Source organism: Simkania negevensis Z (assembly GCF_000237205.1).
Classification (GTDB): Bacteria; Chlamydiota; Chlamydiia; order Chlamydiales; family Simkaniaceae; genus Simkania; species Simkania negevensis.
On sequence record NC_015713.1, the window covers coordinates 666,595 to 683,776 of the forward strand.

The window sequence follows — 17,182 nt, forward strand, 5'->3', positions numbered from 1 at the left end:
TTATGATTTCTTTTATTTCTCTAGGAGTGAATGATGAAAAAAGCTCTTTTAACTTCGATCCTCTTCTTTTGCCTTCCCCTCTGCTTGAAAGCGCAAGAAATCTATCTGTGGCATGCATTCGAAGGATTTCTTGAAGAAAAGTTTTTGGAAATTGTAGCCGATTTCAATCATCATTCTGATACTTATCAGGTCATTCCCGTCTATAAGGGAAATTACAAAGTGACTTATGAAGAGGGAATCCGCGCTTTCGATGAAGGTCATCCTCCTCATCTTTTGCAAGTATATGAAGTGGCCTCCTTATCGATGATGTTAGAGTCTAGTCGATATGTTTCTGTAGAAACAATCATGAAAAATTACTATCCTAGCTTTGACCCTTTTGTTTATATCGATGTCGTACGTGATTTCTATTCTAGTTTTGAAGGAGAGATGCATTCTCTCCCATGGAATACTTCTACGGGAATTTTGTTTTACAATAAGGAAGCCTTTCGAAGAGCTGGACTTGATCCAGAGCGTCCTCCAAAAACATGGCTTGAACTCGAGGAGATGGGTGAAAAACTTATGGCTGTCGGGTATCAAGGTTTCACAACGGCATGGCCTGCAGCGTATCATCTAGAACATTTATGTTCTTGGCATAACCTTCCATTTGGTACCGAAGAAAATGGGTTTAAAAGTTTGAATGGCCGCTTGATTTTTGATCAAGAGGGGCAAATCTTCCACTGGACAAAACTTACTGAATGGCAACAAAGTGGCCTTTTTTCTTACAGTGGGCGTTATACTGCTGAACCTGAGAAAAAGTTTACAGACGGGGAGTGCGCAATCTTATTACAAGGAGCAAACCGATTGCCTCTTTTAAGTCGCGCTGCTGATTTTGAGATTGGAGTGGGCTTTATGCCCTATTGGTCTCACCTTGTTGAGTCGCCACACAATCTCAATGTTGGTGGATCCTCTTTTTGGGTGATGCAAGGGTTTAGTGAAAAAGAGTATCTGGCGATTGCCCAGTTTTTTGAATACTTATCTTCTCCTCCAGTCCAAGCCAATTGGCATCAAGCAACCGGTTATCTCCCTGTCACTGACGCCGCTTATTACCTGACCAAAAAAAGAGGCTTTTACGAAGGCCATCCTGCCCACGAGATTGCAGTCTTAGAGGTCATGGAAAAAAGAGCCACTTCTTATTCAAAGGGAGTCCGTTTTGGCAATTATGTCGAAGTGCGAGATCTCATTGTCGATTATCTAGAAAAAGCCTTAACAGGCGAGTTGACTCCTGAAGATGCTTTGCATCAAGCTGCAGAGGAAGGAAATCAGCTTCTAGAAGAATTTCAGAAACGTTACGGTTCTAATTGAGAAACGATCCATTGATTTTCTTGAAGCTCAGCAAGCTCTCTCTCAGGGAAACTACGGGGCTTGATTTCATAGAAAATTGCCTGGTCAGGTGTGAGTCGATAACCTACAAAAGTTTCAGGCATCGGAATCTCACTCTCCTTATAAACTTCTTCTAGTTTGGCTTTACGTTCTTCTAATGCATCAGGAGAAGGAAGCACTCCATTATGCTCTGAAGCAAGAAAGGTGATTTTCATAAAGCGGGGCATTCTTTTCCATGAACTTTCTGCAATATCATTTGGCACTTCTTTGACTAGGCCGTTGATAGAAATTTGGCGGAGAGTTTTAGGAAGCCAAATGTTAAGTGCAGCGTAAGGGTTCACTAATAGGTGCTTTGCTTTATTTGTGCTGCGATGGGTGAAAAAGAGGATTCCATTTTTTTGACTCATCCCTACGATTTCAATCATACGAGAATAAGGGCGGCCATCAGGTCCAATAGTCGACAAAGTCGCGAAGCGATGAAAGCCGCGATCGCTTTTTTGTTTTTCTTCTTCAAACCACTGTTTGGATTTCAAGATAGGGTTTTGATTTTCCTGTGCGCAAAGGGTTGTTAAAGGTAAAACGAAACAGAAAAAAGCTATGATAAGTCTTTGCATGAGTTCCTCCTCCGTTGCAGTGACTTCTAACCTGAACTCTTAGTTTCTTTCACGCACTCTCAGGGATTTTTCTCTTTCCTGAGACTAAGTAAAATGAACCCAGAGTTCCGGGGCCTCATCAAGACAACTCGAAAACTTGACCTTTAACGGCGCCAGTTTTTACTCTTTTTTGCTTCTGAAGAGAAAAGAGGGCCCATTCTTAAGAGCAGTCAAGTTTTTGAGTTGCCTTGAGTTTGACCATACTAAAGAGTATGACTTTTTTTTACAATTTGTTACACCTAGTGCTCTGTCTCAAAAATTCTTCATCGAAAGTGAGCCAAATTTTGATAAAGCAAAGGGCCCCAAAAGATGGATTAATAGCGGTGAAGAATTTTTGAGACAGAGCACTAGACATTTGAGTATAAAGATTTACAAGAGGTAGCAATGAAAACAGAGCTAGTTGAATATTCTCATGAAGATGCAACACTTGAAGCATTTATTGCCTATGATGATGCCAATCAAGAAAAACGACCTGGGGTTTTGATTTTTCACGCTTGGCGTGGACGGGATGATTTTGTTTGTGACAAGGCAAAGTGGCTGGCGGAACTTGGGTTTGTAGGTTGCGCTTTAGACGTGTATGGAAAAGGTGTGCTTGGAAGTGGTCCAGAAGTTAATGCGAAGCTTATGGAGCCCTTCATGGCAGATCGTAATTTTTTGAGAAATCGGATGCAAGCTGGGCTTCAAGTGGCGCGTAATCATCCTTTGGTGGATACCGGTCGCCTTGGAGCAATTGGGTTTTGTTTTGGAGGACTTTGCGCCCTAGATTTAGCCCGCAGTGGAGCGCCTCTCAAAGGGGTTGTCAGTTTTCACGGCCTTCTTATGGCCCCAGAGAGGATGAAGAATCCACCCATAAAGGCAAAAGTTCTCGTGTTACATGGACATGATGATCCGATGGTTCCTCCAGAGCAGGTTCTAGCTTTCGAGAAAGAGATGACAGAAGCTAATGTAGATTGGCAAGTTCATGTTTATGGTCAAACAGTGCATGCTTTTACGAATCCCGTTGCAAATGACCCAAAAATGGGGACAGTTTACTCTCCTGTTGCAGAGAAAAGATCGATGCATGCGATGTATAACTTCTTCAAAGAAGTACTTTGATTACCAGAAGTAGGTCATTGTCAGAACAGCTGCGATGAAGTCACCGGAGTTACGCCCTGTGATGGAAAACCAAGCTCCTGCTAAGAAACCCATGTTCTCTGTGGGGTTGTACTCGATTGCAGGCGCACAGCTAAGACTGTCGTTTGAGGGGCCACCAACGGAGGCAACAGCTCCGGTTGCTGTCCTCCCTTTATGGCCAGAAAAAGTAGAGTGGTTTTGATAAGTGTATACTAAGTCGATGGCGAGAACCCAATGCTGGGTGAAGCTGAGTTCGATTGAAGTATCAATAGCAATGCTATTTCCAGGACGCACTTTTCCATGTGTTCCAAATCCGCCCCCATAAGCATTGAATCCTTGAACGTAGACGAGAGTTGGGATGGTATAGTTGAAAGAGGCTCGAAAGCTAAACGGATGGGTCGACACCCACCAGATCACTTTCGTGATGTTAAATGAGAGTGTAGTGGAATAAGAACCTGATCCTGTAGCTTGAATGCCGGCTTTTGCAGGGTTTAGCTTTTCATATTTTCCTGTTGGAATATTTTCGGTAATGGTGATCCGAAGAGCTGGGCGATAAGGTTGCTCTCTCATTAGCTGAATTCCGAACTCGACTTGCGTATCTCCCCAGTTACCAGAACTCTGGTTACCCTGCCAGTTTTCCTGACCATTGAACGTTGCAGTGAAGTCGAGCCAATTAAAGAGACCCATTTGAAAAATAAAGGATCCCTTGAGCTGCCAGTTGTCGGTGATGTTGACAGAGCGACGATTGTTGTTGAATTCAGCGAAGGTGCAAGTGAAGAAGATGTAAGGCTGGATATTGAAGTGACCTGGAGGAACGTTATGGGCTGAGGGAGTAAGTAGTGGTCCAGCGTAGTAGGGATTGAACATGCTCTTTGCGATTTCGAAGTCTCTTTGTGCTTGAGCAAGTTCTTGATCAATTTTTGGAATATCTGTAGGTGAAGGGTACTGTGAAGACTGGGGAGGAGATTGTGCGTGGATAAAAGAGGATGTCAGAAGAAGCAGAAAGAGCAATGCGCATGGAAACTTTTTTTTCATTTCAGGTGCCGGGGTTGTGTTTTTGGCTACAAAAAAAAATATATTAATCATAAAAGGAAAATATACTAAAGAAAAAATGTACGAGGCGTGAAAAATGCAAGATGTCAGTAGCGTTGGAGGGACAGGGGGACAAAAACCTTTAACTCCAGAGCAAACCCAACATTTACAAGAAGATTATCAAAAAAGCTTTGACCTTTTTGAAAATGCTCTAAAAGAATACAGCAAGCCGAATGTTGAATATCACAAGAAAGAGCAACTCAAAAAAGTCATGGACGAGGCTTTGGATGTCATGAATAAAACTGCTCATGCAGCTTTGCAAGAGGGAAAACTCACTCAAGAAAAAGCTCTTGCAAATGACTATCAAGCTTATATGAAAGATCCCACGGATGCCAACCAACAAAAATTATTGGCAGATCTTGAAGCCTTAAAATCTTAAGAACCTGAGTTGTGGGTTTCTTTCATCCATTCTCCCTTGCCTTTTTATTTCGAAAAGGACTATTTGGCCCTTCCCTTGGCCAAAAATGCTGAGTATTGAAGAGAATTCTCTCTTGAAAATAAGCAAAATAAATCCAGAACCCAGATTATGAAGTGAGTTGATTAATTCGAACCTTTGCTTGATTGTTATATCATATTGATATATAATTATTTACAATTTTAAGGGGGTTAAAAATAATGACGTTAGCTTCTCCAGCAATCAATTTTGGAGTTCTAGAGAGATCTGAAGCTCACCAACTCTGCATAGTGCTTGATACCGAAAAACTGGGTTCGTTGGAAACGGCCGGTTTAGCTCAAAAGCTTCGAAATCAAAACCTCGAGTGTCTTGAAGCGAAAGAGGGGAATGAGTACAGTCAAAAATTTTTTATGGCTCGAGGGATTATCGTTTATGCGAAAAAACATGATGAGCAAGATGCCGATCACTCTTTTGGAATGGATCTTGGTGTCACAGTTAAACAGGCCTTTGATACAATTAAAAAAACGTTCAATGAGCAATATGGATCTATTCAAATCCATCCTTTAGCTTATGAGAACCTTCAAAGATTTTTAACCCCACTTCAGGAAATAGGTTTAAATGTTGCAAAAGAAGTCATGCCGGAACTCAATGGGATTGAAGATGTTGCAGTAGAATTAGAAGACCCTCAACCTAAAAGATCTCAGCCCAGCACCCTTCCTCCTAAACCTCAGAAAAGCAATTCTGGTAATTTATTCTATTGGATGTTGGGTGGGCTTGTCATTTTGGCTGCCTTTTATTGTGTACGGCAATTCTTTCCTAATAAGAAAGGGTGAGCTGCTACTTGCTCAAAATCACTTGCATTTAGCTCCTTTTGGCGGTTATTATTGCTGCCATGCAAAATCCGATATCACGCTTTCAGCATCGCGGCAATAAGATGCACTTTATCAGCCTTGGCTGCCCTCGAAACCTGGTCGACACCGAGGTGATGCTCGGTATTCTTCTCAAAGCTGGCTATGAAATCACTCCTCATCTTGAAGAAGCCGATCATATCATTATTAATACCTGTGGCTTTCTAGAAGCTTCGAGAGAAGAGTCACTTGGAACAGTCGAAGAGGCTATTGAAGGGCGTAAAAAAGGTGCTCGAGTGATTGTCACAGGCTGCATGGTGCAAACGCATGAAATGGAAATCAAAAAACATTATCCGAGTGTGGATTATTTTTTAGGGTCGGGCGATGTTGAAAACATCTTGAAGGCAGTGAAAGAACCGACTCATGGTAGTCATGTGACTGATGCACGCAGTTACTTAGAAGCGGGGGAAGTGCCGCGTCAGATTTCCACTCCAAGTCACTTTGCTTATCTAAAAATTGCCGAAGGATGTCGGAAACGGTGCGCATATTGCATTATCCCCACGATTAAAGGACCGCTAAAGAGCAAGCCTGTCGATCGAATTTTGAAAGAGTTTCGCTTACTTCGTAACCAAGGTGTGCAAGAAATCATTCTGATTGCTCAAGATCTTGGAGATTGGGGTAAAGAGCATGGATATAAACGGTCGGAAGGGTTGATTCATGTTTTGCAGGAAATTTTGAAAGAAGAAGGCGATTTTTGGCTCCGTCTCCTCTACCTTTATCCCGATGAAATCACTCTCCCACTCATTCAACTCATGAAAAGTGATCCTCGCATTTGCCCGTATCTCGACATGCCTATTCAACATGTCAATAACACGATTTTAAAGGCAATGCATCGGGCAACTTCAAAAGAGCAAATTATCGAGACGCTTCAGTGGCTTCGCATGGAAATCCCAGACATTTCTGTTCGGACAAGTTTAATTGTGGGCTTTCCGGGAGAGACCGACAAGCAGTTCCAAGAACTTGTCGAATTTATTCAAGAATACCCCTTGGATCAAGTGGGGATATTTCAATACTCTCAAGAGCCTGGATCAGTTGCTGCTTCTCTTCCCGACCAAGTTCCAGAAGATGTCAAAAAGAAAAGGCAACATCGTCTTGCGAAAGTGCAACAAAAAGTGGTCAATCAGCTGCTGAAAAAACAAATAGGTAAAACATTGGAAGTGGTTGTCGAAGGGTACCATCCTGAGACAGACCTACTCATGGTGGGACGTCATCGTGGCCAATGTCCTGATATAGATGGAATTGTTATTTTAAATGATACAGAGGCAGTGGATGCCTTTGGAAAGCGGTATCTCGTTGAAATCACCGATGTTGCTACTTATGATCTTGTTGGGACTGTCCTGAACCGCTCAGCCATACCTACCTAGAAAATTTTTCTTTTTTTCCTTTTTGTTGGACAATTTTTGATCTTGTTGAGAATCGAGGGAAATGAATATAGTGAAAATCCCTATTCAACACCTTATCAAACAGGAGGGAAAACATTGATTTTTTATGAAAAAATCCCGCATTTCTCCATTTATCCCAAAATCTTGGGACTTATTATTTCATCATTATAAATGGCACTACTTTAAAAGTGATCTTTTTGCTGGCATCACAGTTGGACTGATAGCTCTTCCCTTAGCGTTAGCTTTTGCCATTGCTTCGGGTGTTCCCCCAGAAAAAGGTCTTTATACTGCTGTTATTGCCGGCTTTTTAATCTCCTTATTGGGAGGAAGTCGTTACCAAATTGGGGGGCCCACAGGTGCTTTTGTCGTCATCATTTATAGCGTTATCCAAAGACATGGTTTTGATGGGCTTGTCTTTGTGACTCTTTTAGCAGGGGTGATTCTTCTTATTGCCTCTCTCTGCAAACTCGGAGACTGGATCAAATTTATCCCATACCCTCTTGTGACAGGATTTACAACAGGGATTGCCTTTATTATTTTTTCATCGCAAGTTAAAGACTTTCTTGGGCTCGAGATTGGTCAGGTCCCAGCCGATTTTATTGATAAATGGCGAGCAATTATCACTTCGATACATACGATTCACTGGCCTGCTCTTTGTGTCTCAGCTGGAACTCTTTTGGTGATTCTTGTGATTCGAAAATTTTTTCCTATTCTTCCTTGGGGAATCACTTCAGTAGCCCTAGCAACAGCAGTCACTTGGGGTTTTCAGATTCCTGTGGAAACTATTTATACGAAATTTGGGGAGCTTAACAAGACTTTTCCAACTCCTTCTCTTTTTGGATTTTCTATTAATCTCGAACACTGGGCCTCGTATATGGCCGATGCATTCACCATTGCTTTTTTAGCCGGTATTGAATCGCTTCTCTCGGCAATTGTTGCGGATGGAATGGCTGGAACAAAGCATAAATCAAACTGTGAACTTATGGCTCAAGGGATCGCCAATATTGCTTCGGTCTCTTTTGGGGGCATCCCTGCAACAGGAGCCATTGCACGGACTGCAGCCAATGTTAAATCAGGTGCGAAAACTCCTCTAGCTGGAATGATTCATTCCGTGACACTTTTACTTATACTCATCTTCTTTTCTCCTATTGTTAAAGAGGTCTCATTAGCTTCTCTTGCAGCGGTTTTGATGATGATCGCATGGAATATGAGTGAAATAGGCCATTTCCGCCGCCTTTTCAAAGCACCACTTGGAGATGTTGGTGTTCTTTTGACAACATTTTTCCTGACTGTTTTAGCCGACCTAACAGTTGCTGTTGGTGTCGGAATGGTTTTAGCTTCCTTTCTCTTTATGAAAAGAGTTGGGGACATTTCAAAAGTTGTATCTCTTATCGACCTTCAAAAAGCAGAAGCCAAAGAAGAAGAGGTTTATGACATCGATGCGATTGATAGAAAATCTGTACCTTCTCAAGTTGAAGTCTACGAAATCGCAGGACCTTTTTTCTTCGGGGTTGCAGATAGTTTGAAAACTGTTCTCGTCAACATAGAACGTACCCCCAAAGTTTTTATCCTTCGGATGAGAAAAGTTCCTGCAATTGACGCAAGTGGGATGCATGCTCTTAGAGAATTTTTTTTCAAGTGTCAGAAACAAGGGGTTCTCCTTCTTCTTTCAGGTGTAGGCCCTTCTTTGAAGCATAACCTTCAAAAGTTTGGAATTGTCCAAGATTTGGGGAAGGATCACATCTTTTCTCATATTGATCATGCTCTTGCTTTTGCAACTAAGATTTTAGAGGAGAGATAGAAGAAAAAAATCTTTTGCCTTTCAAAACGCAATTTTTAAGCAACGGGTAAGAATTTTTTCAAAAAGCTGTACTAATGAAAAAAGCCACAAAGGGGCCTTTGAAGGAACGTAAAGATGGCACTTCTAGTACTTCATAACCTGAACTCTGGGTTTCTTTCACTCATTCTCAGGGATTTTTCTCTTTCTTCTCAGCCTTTTTGCCTCGAAAAGGACCGTTTGGCCCTTCCCATCGGCAAAAATACCGAGCATTTAAGAGAACTTTTCCTCCTGAGACTAAGCAAAATAAACCCAGAGCTCAGGTTCATAGCAAAAAATTCCATCGCTACTTTAACCATCTTTTCAGTGCTTTTTCTCCTCTTAAAATCTCTCCTTGTCTCATGGACAATGTGGTCGATTTTGGGAGAGAAAAATTCAGCGAAAATCTGGATCGAATTAGAATTGAGATGTGGTAAAAATTTTAGTGACTTGCCAAAAAATACAAAACGCGGATAATACCGGGCATCTCTACGCATGAGGTGTTATGATGGATATTTTTATTGAAACGACTCCAGTCTTCTCGGAGAAGGTTCGCTCTTTTTCTAAGTCACTCTTGCAAGTTGTGTTAGGGAGCTTTTTTCTTGCCCTTTGTGCGAAAGTGACCATTCCAATGCAACCTGTTCCTTTATCGCTTCAAACACTAGGTGTTTTTATTTTAGCGATGATGATTGGAGGCAGAAATGCAGGTTTAGCTGGGCTTTTATACCTTGCTCAAGCAACTGTTGGTCTTCCTGTGTTAGCCGCTGGCGCAAATCCTCTTTGGATATTTGGTCCAACTGCTGGCTACCTTGTTGCTTTCCCAATCGCAGCTTACGTGATCGGAACACTTGTAGAAAAGAAAAGTGATTCATCACTTTGGGTGATGTTTTCAATTTTCTGTGGTCAGTTGATCATTTACGTTCTTGGCGCTTTATTTCTTTCTCGACTTATCGGAATGAAAATGGCAGTGAGTTTGGGGGTTCTTCCCTTTCTTCCACTTGCAGGATTTAAATTGATTTTAGCGACTTCGATGAGTGGTCTCTATTTGCGCATAAAGAAGAAGTTTGCATAATCTGGAAATATGGGTATTGATCCTAAATTTCTCAGAAAAGAAGGGCATCCCCCTCGCGTGGGGATCTCATCAATGGTTCTTAAAGAAGGAAAGATCCTTCTAGGACGTCGGAAAGGGTCTCATGGCGCTGGCGCATGGTCGACTCCTGGCGGACACCTCGAGTATGGAGAGTCTGTTGAAGCTTGCGCAGAGCGAGAGCTTTTAGAAGAAACGAGTTTGAAAGCTCTTTCATTGGTGATAGGCCCGTATACGAACGATGTGATTGCTCCTGATGGCAAGCACTACATTACCCTTTTCGTTTTCATTACACATTTTGAAGGAAGCCCCATCTGCTGTGAACCAGAAAAATGTGAAGGATGGTCTTGGTTTACTTTAGATGCGCTTCCCTCTCCACTTTTAACACCGCTCACAACTCTGATCGAGGAGTTTGGAGTGGATCGTTTGGATGCAATGAGTTGGGAAAACCCTTTGGACCGCAAAAAACGTCAACAGACTAAGAGTTCCCAAGTAAAGCCCAGGAGCTCCGACCCATCCAGTTATCTGATACAGCCACAAGCTAAGCGCGCAGGCTCCACCTCCAAAGAGCTGTGATCCAACCGCTGTCGCAAGCGAAATCAACGTGTAACGAAACTCTTTTGGTACGAGTTCCATTGCCCATGCATAAAGAGGAGCTGAAAACCCTACTCCTAAAATCACAAAAATCACACGAACAAGTATGACTGTCAGGCCTCCTGCATGACTTAAGGCATGAAAGAGAGGGAAGCTCATTGCTGCAGTCAGTATGAGGAAAAAGGAAATCGTTTTTTGGTATGAAATGCGCATAGCGAGGTAGCCAAAAACCGGGAGGAGGAGGAGATCTAAGACAAGAATCGACGTTCCAATCCAAACCGAATCGGTTTGAGAGATTTGAGACACAAAGGGGAGGTACCCATTTAGTAGTGTTGTGGCGCTTTCATAAATGGCGTAAGAAAACCCCATCCCTAAACAGAGGGTGAGAAAAAGCCGTTTTTGTTGCCAAATCAGAGGCAAGGTAGAAGAAGCTTTTTTTCTAATGATAAAATCTTCTCGAATGAAGAGGCGCAAGCCTAAACCAACTAAAGCCGTTGAAGCTCCAGCAAAATAGAGATAGCGCCATCCTTTTTCAATGAGTCCAAACTGGGCAAGCAGTGTGACAGAAAGCGATGCGATCAAAATTCCGAGGACGCATGAGCAGTCGTAGATACTACTCAAAAGACTTCGTTTTTTTGGATTGCAGTGTTCTAAAATCAAGAGAGCTCCCCCGGTCACTTCTCCTGCTGCGAAAAAGTTTTGTATCAGTCTCGCAAGTGCCAGCAATAGTGGTGCGATCCATCCCGCTTGAGAATAAGTGGGTAAAAGTCCCATGAAAAAGGTTACAAGGGCCATACCCATTAATGTGATAGTAAGAGCCTTTTTTCTTCCTTGGGTGTCGCCCATCTTGCCAAAAACGAGTGCGCCCAAAGGCCTAGAAAGGATTCCAAGAGGCATGATTCCAAAAGTTAGAATCAAAGATAAAAGAGGTGTTTCTGATTTAAAGAAAAGAGGCGCCAAAAAGGGCGCTAAAAATGCGAATAAAAATTTATCGTAATGTTCAAAAAGATTGCCGACAGATGCGGCAACAAAATAGGTGGGTTTTTTCATCTTGACACTCCCTACGCTAGTATTGTCTAGATCAGGTAATAAGGGTTGGACCCAGTGTCCTTTCAGCCATAAATGGCACCCCTGTGTTTGTTAGGCATTCAATTTAACATAGAAGCTATGACTTATGCAAGTTGAAACTCAAGCCTTAGCATCCTAAGTTATCACTGATGCTCCATAACAAAAAATTCTATATCTACTTTAACCATAGTGTTCCCTCCCAAAAATCCTACATCGAAGTGAACCAAATTTTGAGGAAGCAAAGGGCGTCAAGAGATGGATTAATAGCGGTGAAGAATTTTTGGGTAGAACACTAGAGTTTGAAGTCATGGACTTGGATGAGGTTTTCAATGATAGCAGGCGGTTTTGCTTCAGTTGCAAATCCCGTGTTTTGGAGTCTTTTTACCATTTCGTGTGGGGTCACGCGGTGTAATCGTCTTGAAGGTCTGATGGGATGCTCGAGTTTTGGAGCTTCTTGATCTTTGGGAGTGCGCTTAGATTTATTCCAATCAGCATGCACTTCTTCCTGCAGTTGCATGAAGCATTGCATGATTGACTTTGTGGCAAATTCAGAGCAGACGCTTTCTTTTCCTAATTGAATTTTCTGAAGAAGATCCGTTTTGAAGGGATTAAAGCGGAATCCAAATCCTGTTAAGAAGCGGCGCAATGAGGGGTTGAACAAGTGCTGGTAGGGTTTCGTGTTTTGGAAATATGCCTGAAGCCTGCGTTGAAACTTTGCTTCAATTACCTGCTGCCAGTTTTTACCATACAGCAGTTCAAGTTGAGCGCGTGTTTTTTCGTTGCCGGCAATTTTATTATAATTAAATTCCATCGTTTTAAAGGTGCGACTGTAAAGAGTGCGGCGCATTTGACGAAAACGGGCCCAGATATCAGCTTCGATGTCTTGTCCTTTTTCATTTCTGTAGCCAACAGAAGCGTGAAATAATGAAGTTCCAAAGAGATATTTAAAAACGACTTTATCAAAAAGTTTAGTCCAGTAGTCACGTTTGGCCCCAAAGTTGTGAATGTCGTAAAAAATGAGAGTGCCGCCTTTTGAGTGGGGCGCTTGTCTTTCAGCAATGTTGTGGACCTGGTTAATAAAGTTTTCCGTTCTATTTATTTTACGTGAGAGGGTTCCTAAAGGTGTATCTTTTGAAAGAGGAATCCCCCTTTTTTTAAACTGACTGATGATGGGGGCGAGTTTTGCCATGTCTTCGATCACAATCAGATCTCGATGGGTGAGCTTATCGCTTTCGTGAAGCGCTCCTTCCATCCCCTGTTTTCGGAGCATGGGTTGGATTTTTTTCACTTTTTCAAACGCTTGCTCAAAGGCTGCGGCGGGTCGTGTCTTATATGAGAATGTCGCAAGTGTATCTAAAACCTTTCGATCAATGAGGGAGTCATCATGGAGCTGAGAGCGGAAAGAAATAAGCGCCTTATTGAGCCTTTGATTGCCAATGCTGTTTTCGACAAATTTACGGGTTTCTTCTGTAATCTTAGTATTTGAAGAAAGCTCTTTGAGATGATTTAGATCTGAAGAGGTGAGCCCAGATCGTTTAGCGAGCTTTTCAAAAACATACTTTACATTTGCGGTCTGCTCAAGAGATGTGGGGATGGTTTGTATAGCAGGAAGGATAGTTGCAAGGTCGTAGTTGCGGAGGCCGATCATTGAGAAAAGCGTGCGGATGGCAGGACTAAAAAAATGATCTTGCTCAATGTAGACTTGGTTTTGAGTATCGACATAGGCCCATGAACCTATCCAACTAAATTTTTTATCCAAGTATAAACTACCCCCAATATTACCAATCCATTCCATATCACGAATAAACGCTCCCATCGCATCAATAGCCGACGACAACGTCTTTTTAACCAAGCAAAAGCTCGTTCTACCTTCCAGCGTTGTGGGCTCAATTTGAAGAAATGGGTAACTTCGTTAATTTCTGGCGCCCATCTTCCTTTGATTTTCCGATAGGGAATTAGAGGAAATATTCCCATGTTTAACAAAAACTGACGTAACCAGCCTGCATCATAACCTTTGTCTGCCTCAAGAACAACTACTCGCCCTTTGAGTGACTTTAATGGAAGCTGTGTAAGCAATCTGCTAACTTCCTGTTTTTCATCCCCCTTTGCATCGGTAGTTGTAATGGCTATTGCATTGCCGTTTTTATCGATAAGCAAGTGAAGCAGAACTCCCTTGCCTTTATAACCATAATCAACTTTTTCCCCTCCTCCTGGAGCGGGGGGAAAAAGAACCGTCCACAGCTACTTGAGAAAGATCAACTTTTCCTTCCATTATTGCTATCTGTAATAGCCCACTCATCACCTTATCAAAAACTCCTTCAACACTCCATTGCTTTAACCATTTGTGAGCTGTAGAACGAGGGATAAAAAGAGAGGAATCTGTCGGAAGATCCGCCCAACGACATCCTCTCGTTAAGATAAAGAGTATTGAATTCCAGGTTTTGCGTAGATCACTTCGAGGAGTTCCTCTCTCCAAAGGAAAAGTATGGTCCATAAGACCTTCAATGAGTTGCCATTGTTCATCTGATAAACACTTAAATCCTGCCATGTCATCTCCTAAATTTTTTTAAAAGAATATAGCATTTAACTTTTTAGTTGGATAGATTCATGTTTTATGACCATTTGTAGTAGATAGTATCCCCATAATTAACCCCTTCCATAATTAATTATCTGGATAATTATAAACAATTTCTAATTAATAATAAATTAAAGTTATATATTTAATTCTTGCAGAAGAGTTACAATAAAATTTTTTCTTTTATTTTCTGAGTGCGCAAGAGTTTCGCGCACTTCTGCTGGAGTGTTTTCCCGAAGTAGGGCCGAAGGGCGCACCTCGAAATGAACTCCACTGAGAAGGGCGATTCCTTGCCCGATTTGGCAGGAAATGATCGCTGCTTCATCGTCGAAGTCAGCGTAAGTTCCAAGAATTTTAACGGGGTGAGTTTTGGCTTCTGCAAAGTAGCATCCTCCATTGTAGTAGAGAGGAATGAGCTCATCTTCAATGCGGATGGAGGGAGCATGGGCCCCGCTTTCTGATCCGTAAGCAAAAGGGCGTGTGGGAAAAAGAGTTCCTACAGCAGATCCAGGGAAAAACTGGAGATCGCGAGGCTCGTGAACCTCTAGGTCAGTTCCCTTTTCAAAGATGACCTCTTTTGCTGCAAAGTAAGCTCCAGCACAAATGCCTAAAAACTTTCCGCCGTTTTCGACAAAGCGTCGGATGTTATCTGTTCCTTTCCCTTTGAGAAGTCGGTCATACGGAATGTCTCTTCCGCCTGGAATGATGAGAAGATCGGTCTGCTCAATCCAGTTTCCGAGTGCAACAAAAGGGTGGGTGATGGGCTCTACCGTTGCATGAGGCAATAGCTCTCGAAAAGTTGCAAGTGTTTCTTGCAGCGAAAAGGTGCTGACGCCCTCGTCGGCATAGATCACAATATTCATTCGAAAATCCTTTGAAAATCGAGCGTTTCACCAGCTAAAACGTAAGCAACAGAGGGGATCTTTTCGGTTTTTTTCATGAGAGTTTTGAAATAGTTTTCATAGGCTTTACGTGGCTCGTTGATTTCTGGAGCGCGAAGCCCAAGAAATGTAAGATTGGCTTCTGTGGAATAGTCTGCGATGTGAGAGTAAAAGTCATCTGTCTCGTCGAGATAGGGTTTGAAGCAAAGGTTTTTGAAGCGCAAGACTTGATGGTATTTGCTGAAAAGTTTTGTCATATGTGTGCGAGCCACTTCATTGGGAACGAGTGTTTTAATCCAAATGGTTGCTCCTAAATAGGTTTTATCGTTTTGCATGATGTGGGCGAGGGCCAAGCTCAGTTCAAAGTTAGAGTGATATTTCCCTCCCCACCAAAGGTCGATCTGTTTGTCTTTTTTTTCTTCTCGGAAAGCTAGATTATCTTCGTCGATTTTTAACAAAACGATGTTTTTTTGCAGTTTAAATGACTCGATGATGAGTTCACAAAACGATGAAAACTTTTCAGGATCAGAGGGTGCTTTTAAGATAATAGTATTGGGTTGCAATGGACCTAGGCCATAGTTTTGAACAATTTGGTGATTTCCAATGGTCGTTTCATTGTGGGCATTGATATGGTAGAAGCAAGCAATGTCTTTCTTCTCGAAATACTCTGCAAAGGCTTGTCTGACAGAATCGACATTTTGCCCATTTCCTTGAAGCGTTGTTCCATATGTTAAAAACCCTTTGGCTTGGTTTAATGTGTGGGCAAAGTGAATGGTGTTAGATTCTTTAAGAGAGGGATCCACAATGGCCAAGATATTAGGGCGCCAACTCTTGGGGTTTTTCTTGATGTGAACGAGCTTATTTGTTGCTGTTGATGCAAAGAAAGAAAAGATACTGTACCGGATGTCATCCCAGTTTCCTTTGAGTTTCCGCTTCGTTGTCCAAAAGCAAAGGGTTCCAACTAAAAAGATCACGATGAAACTGGCTCCGGCATTGATCATGAACATGCTCATCAAGCAAGCTGCAGTTCCAAAGAGGGAAAGGAGGGGATGTGTGCGAAACAGGGGGCGCCAACTGGGATTTTTGAGCAGCGATTCAAAAAAAGCTACAAAGTTGAGGAGTCCATAGGTCATGAGGCAGACCATCGAAAGGATAGGAAGAAGGTGGTTCATGTCTGTTAAAACAATCATCAGTGTGGCAATCGAGATGATCATCAAGCTGGCCGCGCGAGGGTGATTGGCTTTGCCATAACCTTTCGATAGAAAGGAGGGAAGAATCTTATCTTTCGCTAATGCCTGCAACGTGCGTGGTGCGGTCAATAGTCCTCCAAGAGCGCTTGAAAGTGTTGCTCCCCAAACTCCCAAAATGAATAAAATGCTGTATTTCGAAACATAGCGAATGATCAACAGGTGCGAGCGGAGCAGGTCGGCAGAAACTTGAGAAGAGAGAAAGAGGCATAAACTTGCATAAACGAGGTAAGCTGTTAAAACGGAGGCAAGAGATCCAAGGGCAAGTGAGCGTGAGGGGTTTTTTAAATCGCCTGACATTGCCATGCCCGACTCAATTCCTGTTGCAGCAGGGAAGAAGAGAGCAAAAGCAGGCCAAAAAGAAAGGGCTGTTAGGGATGCGGTAGGGGTCATATCTGCGGGGATTTGACTTCCACTTCCCATGAAAACCGAGACAATTGCCGACAAAACAATGATGTAAATCAGTCCTTGGGTTTTCAAGGCAAAATCCACAGGAAAAGATGAGACTATTGCAAGTGCTAAAATGGTACAGAGCTCTATCGTCGTGAGGGAGTAATGAGGGAGGATCTCTTGAAGGGAAATAGCAAATCCCGAAACGCAAACTGCAATTGTTGTGAGTTGCGCGACCGACAAGAGGATACCAATTGCACTTCCAAACTCCATCCCTAAGGAACGGGAAATGATGTAGTATGAGCCACCGTTCCCGACGCGCATGTTGGTGACAATCGAAGTTAGAGAAAGACTGGTTACAAAGAGAATGGTAGACGACATCAAGATGATTAGACTCATTTTCCAAGGACCGACTAAGCCGGTGATCCAGCCAAGGCGCATGAAGAGAATAACTCCTAGCATTTGAAGGACGCTAGGGAGGTACACTCCGGAAAAAGTTCCTAACCCATCACCTTTTACCTGAGTTGCTTCAGGAAACCACTGCGCAAAAGGGCGTTTGATTGCGTCTAGTATAGCCATACCCAAAAATCCATAAATGACATAAAAGAGATTATAAACAAGTA

15 protein-coding genes, 1 pseudogene and 1 riboswitch are annotated in these 17,182 nt (G+C 42.5%); of the genes and pseudogenes, 8 read left to right on the forward strand and 8 right to left on the reverse strand.

Annotation, left to right across the window (positions count from 1 at the left end; genetic code table 11):
• The first annotated feature begins 30 nt into the window (after window positions 1–30).
• Entirely contained in the window at window positions 31–1,341 is a 1,311-nt protein-coding gene (locus SNE_RS03645; protein WP_013942978.1) for an extracellular solute-binding protein, read from the forward strand.
• Here SNE_RS03645 and SNE_RS03650 read toward each other — a convergent pair.
• A complete protein-coding gene (locus SNE_RS03650) occupies window positions 1,326–1,973 on the reverse strand; it encodes a pyridoxine/pyridoxamine 5'-phosphate oxidase (protein ID WP_013942979.1) in 648 nt (215 codons plus the stop codon). The genes SNE_RS03645 and SNE_RS03650 overlap by 16 nt on opposite strands.
• A 423-nt stretch (window positions 1,974–2,396) precedes the next feature.
• On the opposite strand from SNE_RS03650, the gene SNE_RS03660 reads away from it, so the two are divergent.
• The gene (locus SNE_RS03660; protein WP_013942981.1) at window positions 2,397–3,107 is read left to right on the forward strand and encodes a dienelactone hydrolase family protein; all 711 of its coding nucleotides are present in this window, start codon (window positions 2,397–2,399) and stop codon (window positions 3,105–3,107) included.
• On the opposite strand, the gene SNE_RS03665 is transcribed toward SNE_RS03660, so the two are convergent.
• Window positions 3,108–4,160 (reverse strand): transporter, encoded by a 1,053-nt coding sequence (locus SNE_RS03665; protein WP_041418753.1) that lies wholly within the window; start codon window positions 4,158–4,160, stop codon window positions 3,108–3,110.
• A gap of 94 nt (window positions 4,161–4,254) precedes the next feature.
• On the opposite strand from SNE_RS03665, the gene SNE_RS03670 reads away from it, so the two are divergent.
• The 6 genes and pseudogenes from SNE_RS03670 to SNE_RS13385 form a co-directional block, all read left to right on the forward strand.
• Complete coding sequence (locus tag SNE_RS03670; protein WP_013942983.1) at window positions 4,255–4,596, forward strand: hypothetical protein; 342 nt, start codon at window positions 4,255–4,257, stop codon at window positions 4,594–4,596.
• Window positions 4,597–4,832: 236 nt separating this feature from the next.
• A complete protein-coding gene (locus SNE_RS03675; RefSeq protein WP_013942984.1) occupies window positions 4,833–5,444 on the forward strand; it encodes a hypothetical protein in 612 nt (203 codons plus the stop codon).
• Window positions 5,445–5,545: 101 nt separating this feature from the next.
• A complete protein-coding gene (gene rimO, locus SNE_RS03680; RefSeq protein ID WP_013942985.1) occupies window positions 5,546–6,883 on the forward strand; it encodes a 30S ribosomal protein S12 methylthiotransferase RimO in 1,338 nt (445 codons plus the stop codon).
• A gap of 124 nt (window positions 6,884–7,007) precedes the next feature.
• Complete coding sequence (locus SNE_RS03685) at window positions 7,008–8,702, forward strand: SulP family inorganic anion transporter (protein WP_013942986.1); 1,695 nt, start codon at window positions 7,008–7,010, stop codon at window positions 8,700–8,702.
• A 520-nt stretch (window positions 8,703–9,222) separates the two neighbouring features.
• Window positions 9,223–9,789 carry a biotin transporter BioY gene (locus tag SNE_RS03695; RefSeq protein ID WP_079891530.1) on the forward strand — a complete coding sequence of 189 codons (567 nt, stop codon included), beginning with the start codon at window positions 9,223–9,225 and terminating at the stop codon, window positions 9,787–9,789.
• 72 nt (window positions 9,790–9,861) lie between these two features.
• A pseudogene (locus SNE_RS13385) lies at window positions 9,862–10,125 on the forward strand (nucleotide triphosphate diphosphatase NUDT15); the annotation flags it as partial.
• A 60-nt stretch (window positions 10,126–10,185) separates the two neighbouring features.
• Here the strand turns inward: SNE_RS13385 and SNE_RS13390 are convergent.
• The 6 genes from SNE_RS13390 to SNE_RS03725 all read right to left on the reverse strand — a co-directional run bounded on the left by SNE_RS13390 (window position 10,186) and on the right by SNE_RS03725 (window position 17,138).
• Window positions 10,186–11,448, reverse strand: a complete 1,263-nt coding sequence (locus SNE_RS13390; protein ID WP_013942990.1) for an MFS transporter — start codon at window positions 11,446–11,448, stop codon at window positions 10,186–10,188.
• Window positions 11,440–11,541: riboswitch (TPP riboswitch) on the reverse strand. (Overlaps the previous gene by 9 nt.)
• Before the next feature lie 217 nt (window positions 11,542–11,758).
• Window positions 11,759–13,225 (reverse strand): hypothetical protein, encoded by a 1,467-nt coding sequence (locus tag SNE_RS03705; protein WP_013942991.1) that lies wholly within the window; start codon window positions 13,223–13,225, stop codon window positions 11,759–11,761.
• Window positions 13,201–13,623, reverse strand: a complete 423-nt coding sequence (locus SNE_RS03710) for a transposase (RefSeq protein WP_013943591.1) — start codon at window positions 13,621–13,623, stop codon at window positions 13,201–13,203. Before SNE_RS03710 ends, SNE_RS03705 begins: the two co-directional genes overlap by 25 nt.
• A gap of 34 nt (window positions 13,624–13,657) precedes the next feature.
• A complete protein-coding gene (locus SNE_RS03715; protein WP_013943592.1) occupies window positions 13,658–14,014 on the reverse strand; it encodes a transposase in 357 nt (118 codons plus the stop codon).
• A gap of 164 nt (window positions 14,015–14,178) precedes the next feature.
• Window positions 14,179–14,904 carry a BPL-N domain-containing protein gene (locus tag SNE_RS03720; RefSeq protein ID WP_013942992.1) on the reverse strand — a complete coding sequence of 242 codons (726 nt, stop codon included), beginning with the start codon at window positions 14,902–14,904 and terminating at the stop codon, window positions 14,179–14,181.
• A complete protein-coding gene (locus SNE_RS03725) occupies window positions 14,901–17,138 on the reverse strand; it encodes an amino acid permease (protein WP_013942993.1) in 2,238 nt (745 codons plus the stop codon). The genes SNE_RS03720 and SNE_RS03725 overlap by 4 nt, the downstream gene beginning before the upstream one ends.
• Between the last annotated feature and the right edge of the window lie 44 nt (window positions 17,139–17,182).

Bases quoted from the DNA above. Each gene is read 5' to 3' on its own strand.
- SNE_RS03645 (WP_013942978.1), top strand. From the start codon at position 31: ATGATGAAAAAAGCTCTTTTAACTTCGATCCTCTTCTTTTGCCTTCCC.
- SNE_RS03650 (WP_013942979.1), bottom strand. From the start codon at position 1,973: ATGCAAAGACTTATCATAGCTTTTTTCTGTTTCGTTTTACCTTTAACA.
- SNE_RS03660 (WP_013942981.1), top strand. From the start codon at position 2,397: ATGAAAACAGAGCTAGTTGAATATTCTCATGAAGATGCAACACTTGAA.
- SNE_RS03665 (WP_041418753.1), bottom strand. From the start codon at position 4,160: ATGAAAAAAAAGTTTCCATGCGCATTGCTCTTTCTGCTTCTTCTGACA.
- SNE_RS03670 (WP_013942983.1), top strand. From the start codon at position 4,255: ATGCAAGATGTCAGTAGCGTTGGAGGGACAGGGGGACAAAAACCTTTA.
- SNE_RS03675 (WP_013942984.1), top strand. From the start codon at position 4,833: ATGACGTTAGCTTCTCCAGCAATCAATTTTGGAGTTCTAGAGAGATCT.
- rimO (WP_013942985.1), top strand. From the start codon at position 5,546: ATGCACTTTATCAGCCTTGGCTGCCCTCGAAACCTGGTCGACACCGAG.
- SNE_RS03685 (WP_013942986.1), top strand. From the start codon at position 7,008: ATGAAAAAATCCCGCATTTCTCCATTTATCCCAAAATCTTGGGACTTA.
- SNE_RS03695 (WP_079891530.1), top strand. From the start codon at position 9,223: ATGATGGATATTTTTATTGAAACGACTCCAGTCTTCTCGGAGAAGGTT.
- SNE_RS13390 (WP_013942990.1), bottom strand. From the start codon at position 11,448: ATGAAAAAACCCACCTATTTTGTTGCCGCATCTGTCGGCAATCTTTTT.
- SNE_RS03715 (WP_013943592.1), bottom strand. From the start codon at position 14,014: ATGGCAGGATTTAAGTGTTTATCAGATGAACAATGGCAACTCATTGAA.
- SNE_RS03720 (WP_013942992.1), bottom strand. From the start codon at position 14,904: ATGAATATTGTGATCTATGCCGACGAGGGCGTCAGCACCTTTTCGCTG.
- SNE_RS03725 (WP_013942993.1), bottom strand. From the start codon at position 17,138: ATGGCTATACTAGACGCAATCAAACGCCCTTTTGCGCAGTGGTTTCCT.